This is a genomic window from Allobosea lathyri, from assembly GCF_900108245.1.
GTDB classification, from domain to species: Bacteria; Pseudomonadota; Alphaproteobacteria; order Rhizobiales; family Beijerinckiaceae; genus Allobosea; species Allobosea lathyri.
On sequence record NZ_FNUY01000009.1, the window covers coordinates 235185 to 242202 of the forward strand.

Sequence of the window (7018 nt, forward strand, 5' to 3'; positions counted from 1 at the left end):
TCACTCCTTGAAACTGAGTTTTTGACCGACCCATGCAAGGGCCTGATCGAGAACGAAGCCGATGATGCCGATGAGCCCAATAGCGACGATCATGCTGGAGAGCTGGAGGTTGTTCCACTCGTTCCAGATGAAGTACCCGATGCCGTTCTGACCCACGACCATCTCGGCCGCCACGATGACGAACCAGGCGATGCCGATCGAAATGCGCATCCCGGTCAGGATCATCGGAACCGCTGCCGGAAAGACGATCCTCAACACTTTGGTCGAGGTCTTCAGGCCGAGCACTTTCGCCACGTTCAGCCAATCCTGCCGCACGCCGGCGGCCCCGGCGGCCGTGTTGATCAAAAGCGGCCATAGCGAGCAAATGAAGATTATGAAGATGGCCGCCGTCGCGCTGTCCTTGAGCCCGTACAGCGCCAACGGCATCCAAGCCAAAGGAGAGATTGGCTTGAGCACCTGAATGAACGGATTCAGCGCCTGGTAGAGCCAAGGCATCAGGCCAATGCCGAAACCAAGGGGCACGGCCACCACCACCGCCAGCGCGTACCCCAAAAAGACGCGGCCAAGCGAGTAATATAGATGCCAGAAGATGCCGAGGTTGTTGGGATTGGAGCTGTCAAAGGCGCGACTTCCCAATTCCATGGCCCGTCGAGCCACTGCCATCGGGCCAGGAATTGAGGAGCCGGTCGTGACGCCGACCGCCTGGCCCATCAACTTGGCGTATTCGGGATCGACAGAAGTTTCGCCGCCGCCGGTTGAGGTGAGAGCCTGCCAAATGGATAAGAAGGCGACGAAAATCGCCAGCGACACGACCCAAGGGCGGTTCACGACACTGTGCAAGCCGGACAACAACAACTTGCCGTTAGTTCGGGCGGCGGACGGAGCGTAGGTATTGGTCTGGATCATTGGAATCGAACTCCTTGCCCAATATCCGTTCAATCCCAAATTTCGGTTCGGGAACTTCGATGCCTTGTTGCGCGAGAATCTTCTTCGCATCGACGGCAAGCATCACCGTCTGTGCCAGCCGCTTATGGTCGACATCGGCTGGGAGCATGTTCCAGCGGCTCATTTGCACGGACAGCCAGACGGCCATCGAGTATTGCGGAAACGGGTCGAACTTGATCCGGTCGGGCACGTTTCGCACCGCGCCTAGGCCATCTGCGAAGCGTCCCCCGATGACTTGCTGGATGACGTTCGCAGGAGCGTTGATGTATTCCGGCCGGGCGAGGATCTCCGCCATGCCCGCACGATTTTCGGGAGCCGAGGAATACAACCCCGCTTCCACCAGCGCGCGAAACACTGCAAGAAACGTGTTGGGATGCTGCTTTATCCAGGCATCGGTTGCGGTGACCGAGCAGCATGGATGGTTTTCCCAGATGTCGCGAGACAGCAGGTGAATGAAGCCGACGCCCTCGACGACCGCGCGCTGGCCTCCGGGCTCGCCTCCCAAAAATCCGTCGATGTTGCCGACGCGAAGGTTTGACACGTATTCGGACGGAGGAACGACCCGGTAGACGACGTCCTTATCCGGGTCCAGGCCGGCTTCCGCCAGATAATGACGCAGTTGCAGAGCCTGATGGGATTGGTCGAAGGGAACCGCGAAACGGAAACCCTTCCAGTTTCGCGGGTCCCGATTGTCCTTGTGTTTCAGAGCCAGTACCAGCGAATTTCCATTTTGATTCAGGATCGTAAGCACCTTGGCTGGGACCACGTTGCCACCGGCGCCGGCCGAGGTCGCAATCGCCACGGGCATGACCTGTTGGGAGACATCGAGCTCCCCATTGATCATCTTGTCCCGGATGAGACCAATGCCGGGGATCTTCTGAAGAGCGACGTTGAGACCGTGCTTCTCGAAGATGCCTTTCTCCTTGGCCATCACCAACGGGGTGGCACAGGTGATGGCGAGGAAGCCGACGTTGATGTCTTTCTTCTCGAGAGGGGCTCGTTCCTGAGCCAGTGCCCTCAAGGTACTCAACGGGAGGATGTCTCCCATTGCAGTCAGTATCGTGGCGGCCCCCACGCTGCGCAGCAGCTGGCGACGCGTTCGCAAATCAGGGAACACGGACGCGATAAGAATTTTGTCGGTTGCCGAGACAATGGTTTCTTCGATGGATCCGTTACAGTCCTCCACCGCAAGTGGGCCGTCGTGCGACTGACCGCACATGCACATGGCACGGCAATTACGGTTGAATTCTCCGGGCTCCATATCCGCGCTCCACTTTTTATTCCCCACCGGCAGTATGGAGGCCGACTGAGCTTCGGGCATTGCGTTTTCTCGCAACGCGCTCTGCAAAAAGGTGCTGTGACTGCCTACGAAGGCTGCAGCCGGAGCCACGGCAGCCGTCGTTTTGGGCAACGAAGTGCTTGCCCGGCCGTCCGGGGTTGAAATCGGATCTTGGCTAAACCGCGGGACACGGCCGGCCTCGTCCATCCAGGCCGAGACCTTCGCTCGGTCTTCCCGCCAGGACTGGGGGCGGGCCGTCCTCCCCAGCACGACCAAGCGTGGTCGCGGAGTTGCACGCCGGCATGTGTGGTCAGGTTGCCTAAGAACCGACCTATTAATCCCTAGCGCAAGCAACGGTGCAAGCCACGGCTTTTTGCTGGGCGGTCGCGCGGACAAGGAATGAAGGTGCCGTTCAAAGTCCCGTCGCGATGAGAGCCTGTGCATGGAAAACATGCGAGACATAATCATCAGCGCGACCGACGAGGGATCTCGGTCGCGCTGAGTCACCATTTCGACCTTCTAGGCGAGACCGCACGCGACATAGACGAGGCGAAAACCCGACGAGAGCATGATTGACGACGGCTACATTGCCAGCGATCACGCCCATTTCTTGCATATTTTTGATGCGTCGCTGAACGGCTGGAGCCGTAAGGTTCACGCGCTCGCGGATCTCCCGCTGGGGCGATGTATATCCTTTTGCAGAATTGCGAGGATTGCGCCGATCGAAGCGGTCAAGAGCAGGGGCATTTGGTTTACAAAATTGCGAGGACGCACGGGAATTAGAGCGCCTTTCTCGAGTTCATTGCAATATCGTTCACCTAAGGGGAAAAACCCCGTCGTTTGTCGAGAGGGCGGATCCGTAGTCATGGACACTTCCATTGATCAGCAGGCTTTGACCGAGGAAATGAAGGCGTGGCGGCGCGATTTCCACGCTAATCCCGAGTTCGGGTTCGAAGAGAGGCGCACTTCCAGTATCGTCGCAGCAAAGCTACGCGAGTTTGGGTTTGATGACGTTGCAGAAGGCATCGGCAAAACTGGGGTTGTGGGAACCCTCAAGCGAGGCACGTCAAATCGAGCAATCGCTCTTCGTGCTGACATGGATGCGCTGAGGATCACCGAGAAGGGCGACCACCCGCATCGCTCGCAAAATGAGGGCGTCATGCATGCTTGCGGTCATGATGGTCATACCGCAATGCTGTTGGGTGCTGCAAAAATGCTGGCATCCGAAGGTGGCTTCGATGGGACCGTCCGGTTCATTTTCCAGCCTGCCGAGGAATGGGGCAAAGGAGCGCTCGCCATGCTCGATGACGGAGTCATGGATCGCTTCCCCTTCCAGGAGGTATATGGCCTGCATAACGCGCCAGGACTGCAGCTCGGCCGGTTGGAAGCGGGATTCGGCCCTGTGATGTCGGCCGAGGACAATTTCGAGATCTGTTTATCCGGAGTTGGAGGACATGCGTCTCGTCCTCAATCGAGCCGAGAAGTACTCGTGGCGGCGTGCGCGACCGTCATGAACTTGCAAACGATCGTCTCGCGCCGCCTCTGCCCGAGCGATGTTGCCGTGGTCTCGGTTACAGAGCTTATTACCGACGGGACCCGCAACGCCCTCCCTGGGGAAGCACGCGTCGTTGGCGATGCTCGAAGCTTTAGGCCCGAGGTAAGTACTGAAATCGAGCGCGAGATGCGGCGGATTGCAGAGGGTGTCGCCCTATCGTATGGGGTCAACGTTGAGGTGAGCTACACGCGCGAGTTCGTTCCAGTCTTCAACGATGAAGTGCTCACGCGCGAGCTTCTGACGGCCGCCGGCGATGCCTTGGGTCCCGAGAATGCGCGCCAGGCCAAAGCGCCAAGCACCGGATCTGAGGATTTTGCTCGCTTCCTGGACCATGTCCCCGGCTCATTCGCCTGGATCGGTAACGGCGAAAGCGCGCCCTTGCATAATCCTCGCTACGACTTCAACGACGACGGACTGTTGCACGGCGCCCGTGTACACGCGTCGATCGTCAGAAGACGGTTGCACGTTTAGTAGCTCCCTAGCTTCGCCACTGAGTCACTCGCTGGAGCAGCCTCGGTAGGCGGCCCACCGCGAAGTCATGCTCCGAGAAATGCAGACTTAACGGCAAGCAGGCCAAGGGTCCGCGAGGACAGGGTTGCCCGACCAATATCACAGCTGAGAACTGGTGGTGGCCAGCACGGCCGCAAAAATAACTGGAGGTAGATTTGTCTAACCCACAGCAAAGGCGTGCTAAAGCCTCACTGTTCTACGATCCGAAGATCCGAGGCTATGTCTATCAGGCCGCTCTGGTGGCGATCGTCGGCTTCCTGATCTGGTCGGCGGCATCGAACGCCATCACCAATCTGCGCGCGCAGAAGATCGCCTCGGGCTTCGGCTTCTGGCACAATGCGGCCGGCTTCGACGTCAACCAGAAGCTGATCCCCTTCAGCGCGTCGGGCAGCACTTATGGCCAGGCTTTCTATGTCGGCCTGCTCAATACGCTGCTGGTCGCGGCCATCGGTATCGTGCTGTCGACGTTTCTCGGCTTCTTCGTGGGCGTCTCCCGCCTGTCGAGCAACTGGGTGCTGTCCAAGCTGGCGATGATCTATGTCGAGGTCATCCGCAACCTGCCGCTGCTGCTGCAATTGTTCTTCTGGTACAATGCGGTGCTCAAGCCCTTGCCCGATGCGCGCAACTCGATCGCGCTTCCCTTCAACATCTTCCTGAACAACCGCGGCCTGATCCTGCCGAACCCGCAATTCGCGCCGGCCTTCGAGGCGGTGGTCATTGCGTTCTTCCTCGCGATCGTGGCTGCGATCGCCTTCTATATCTGGTCGAAGAAGCAGCAGGAGCGCACCGGCACGCAATATCCGAACGGCCTGATCTCGCTCGCGCTGATTCTCGGCGTGCCGCTCCTGACCTATTACGCTGCGGGGCAGCCGCTCTCCTTCGATCTGCCGCAGCAGGGGCGCTTCAACCTCACTGGTGGCCTGCAGATCTTCCCTGAATTCGTGGCCCTGCTGATCGGCCTGACGACCTATACGGCGGGCTTCATCGCCGAAGTGGTCCGCGCCGGCATCCTCGCGGTCTCCAAGGGGCAGACGGAAGCCGCCAACGCGCTTGGATTGCGCGCCGGCCCGACGCTGAAGCTCGTGGTGATCCCGCAGGCAATGCGCGTGATCATTCCGCCGCTGACCTCGAACTATTTGAACCTGACCAAGAACTCGTCGCTGGCGGTGGCGATCGGCTATCCCGACCTCGTTCAGGTCTTCACCGGAACCGTGCTGAACCAGACCGGCCAGGCCGTCGAGGTCGTCGCCATCACAATGGCGGTCTATCTGACGATCTCGCTCGTCACGTCGTTCATCATGAATATCTACAACAAGCGCATGGCGCTGGTGGAACGGTGAGGGCGCCACGATGACCGATGCAACCACCGAGAACGCACCATTCGCCTTCGTTCGACGCGAGCAGCTCGAGCAACAGGCCGCGCCTCTTTCCGTGGCGGGTCCCATCGCCTGGGTCCGGGCCAACCTGTTTTCCAGCCCGATCAACTCGCTGATGACGCTGGTCTGCGTCTATATCGTCGTGACCAGCGTGCCCGAGCTGATCCGCTTCTATTTCCTCGATGCGGTCTGGACCGGTACGAACCGCGACGCGTGCCTCGCAGACAAGGTCGGCCGTCCCGTGGGCGCCTGCTGGGCCTATGTCGGCGATCGACTGCAATACTTCATCTACGGCTCCTATCCGGTGCCGCAGCGCTGGCGCGTCAACATCGTCTTCGCGATGTTTGCGCTCGGCGTCATCTGGATGCTCTGGGACAAGGCGCCGCTGAAGAAGGTCGGGGCCTTCTTCTTCTTCGTCATGCTGCCGATCAGCGCCTATCTGCTGCTGCTGGGTGGCAACGGGGCCGAAAGCTTCCTGCGTTTCCTGATCCTGCTCACCTTCGCACTGGCGGTGCTTTACCTGGTGCTGTCCTTCGTGCCGACCCTGGCGCGGTTCTGGGTCGGCCCGGCGCTGCTGGCCGTCGAGGTCGCCGCGCCGCCCTGGCAGCGCTTCTACAGGCCCAAGCGCCTGATCCTGATGTCGATGGTGGTCTTCGGCATCATCGCCATGCTGGCGAGCACGGCCGGCCTCCCACGCGTCGACACCGGCCTCTGGGGCGGCATGATGGTGACCTTCCTGATTGCGGCGGTCGGCATCGTGTTTTCGCTGCCGCTCGGCGTGATGCTGGCTCTCGGCAGACGTTCGCGGTTGCCGACCATCCAGCTGCTCTCGGTGATCTTCATCGAGCTCGTGCGCGGCGTGCCGCTGATCACGGTGCTGTTCATGGCAAACACCATGCTGCCGCTGTTCGTGCCGCAAGAATATTCGCCTGACCGCCTGCTGCGCCCGCTCATCGGCGTCGCGCTGTTTGCCGCCGCCTATATGGCGGAGGTCATCCGCGGCGGCCTGCAGGCGATTCCGAAAGGCCAGTACGAGGGCGCGATGTCGCTGGGCCTGGGCTACTGGCAGATGATGCGGCTGATCATCCTGCCGCAGGCGCTGCGCATCGTCATTCCCGGCATCGTCAATACCTTCATCGGGCTGTTCAAGGATACGACGCTCGTCACGATCGTCGGCATCTTCGACTTCCTGCGCACCATCGAAGCCACCCTGGTCGATCCGACCTGGGCGACGCCGACCACGCGCGCGACGGGTTACGCCTTCGCCGCGATGTTCTATTTCCTGTGTTGCTGGGGCATGTCGCGCTACTCGATAGCAGTCGAGAAGCGCCTCGCCGCCGGCCAAAAACGTTG

6 protein-coding genes are annotated in these 7018 nt (G+C 60.2%); 3 read left to right on the forward strand and 3 right to left on the reverse strand.

All coding sequences use genetic code 11. The annotated features are described in order from the left end of the window. The 3 genes from C4S73_RS20890 to C4S73_RS29100 all read right to left on the reverse strand — a co-directional run bounded on the left by C4S73_RS20890 (position 1) and on the right by C4S73_RS29100 (position 2882). Positions 1–906 (reverse strand): ABC transporter permease, encoded by a 906-nt coding sequence (locus C4S73_RS20890; protein ID WP_103874454.1) that lies wholly within the window; start codon positions 904–906, stop codon positions 1–3. Then, on the reverse strand, positions 863–2431 hold the full coding sequence (locus tag C4S73_RS20895; protein ID WP_244595703.1) for a CmpA/NrtA family ABC transporter substrate-binding protein: 1569 nt from the start codon (positions 2429–2431) through the stop codon (positions 863–865). The genes C4S73_RS20890 and C4S73_RS20895 overlap by 44 nt, the downstream gene beginning before the upstream one ends. A 205-nt stretch (positions 2432–2636) precedes the next feature. Next, positions 2637–2882 carry a hypothetical protein gene (locus C4S73_RS29100; RefSeq protein WP_425290361.1) on the reverse strand — a complete coding sequence of 82 codons (246 nt, stop codon included), beginning with the start codon at positions 2880–2882 and terminating at the stop codon, positions 2637–2639. A 207-nt stretch (positions 2883–3089) separates the two neighbouring features. Between C4S73_RS29100 and C4S73_RS20905 the strand changes: the two genes are divergently transcribed. From C4S73_RS20905 to C4S73_RS20915, 3 genes are all read left to right on the forward strand, one after another. Beyond that, on the forward strand, positions 3090–4250 hold the full coding sequence (locus C4S73_RS20905) for a M20 aminoacylase family protein (protein ID WP_103874456.1): 1161 nt from the start codon (positions 3090–3092) through the stop codon (positions 4248–4250). A gap of 194 nt (positions 4251–4444) precedes the next feature. After that, the gene (locus tag C4S73_RS20910) at positions 4445–5629 is read left to right on the forward strand and encodes an amino acid ABC transporter permease (RefSeq protein WP_342210586.1); all 1185 of its coding nucleotides are present in this window, start codon (positions 4445–4447) and stop codon (positions 5627–5629) included. Between the two features lie 10 nt (positions 5630–5639). Next, on the forward strand, positions 5640–7018 hold a 1379-nt coding region (locus tag C4S73_RS20915; RefSeq protein WP_103874457.1), incomplete at its 3' end, for an amino acid ABC transporter permease.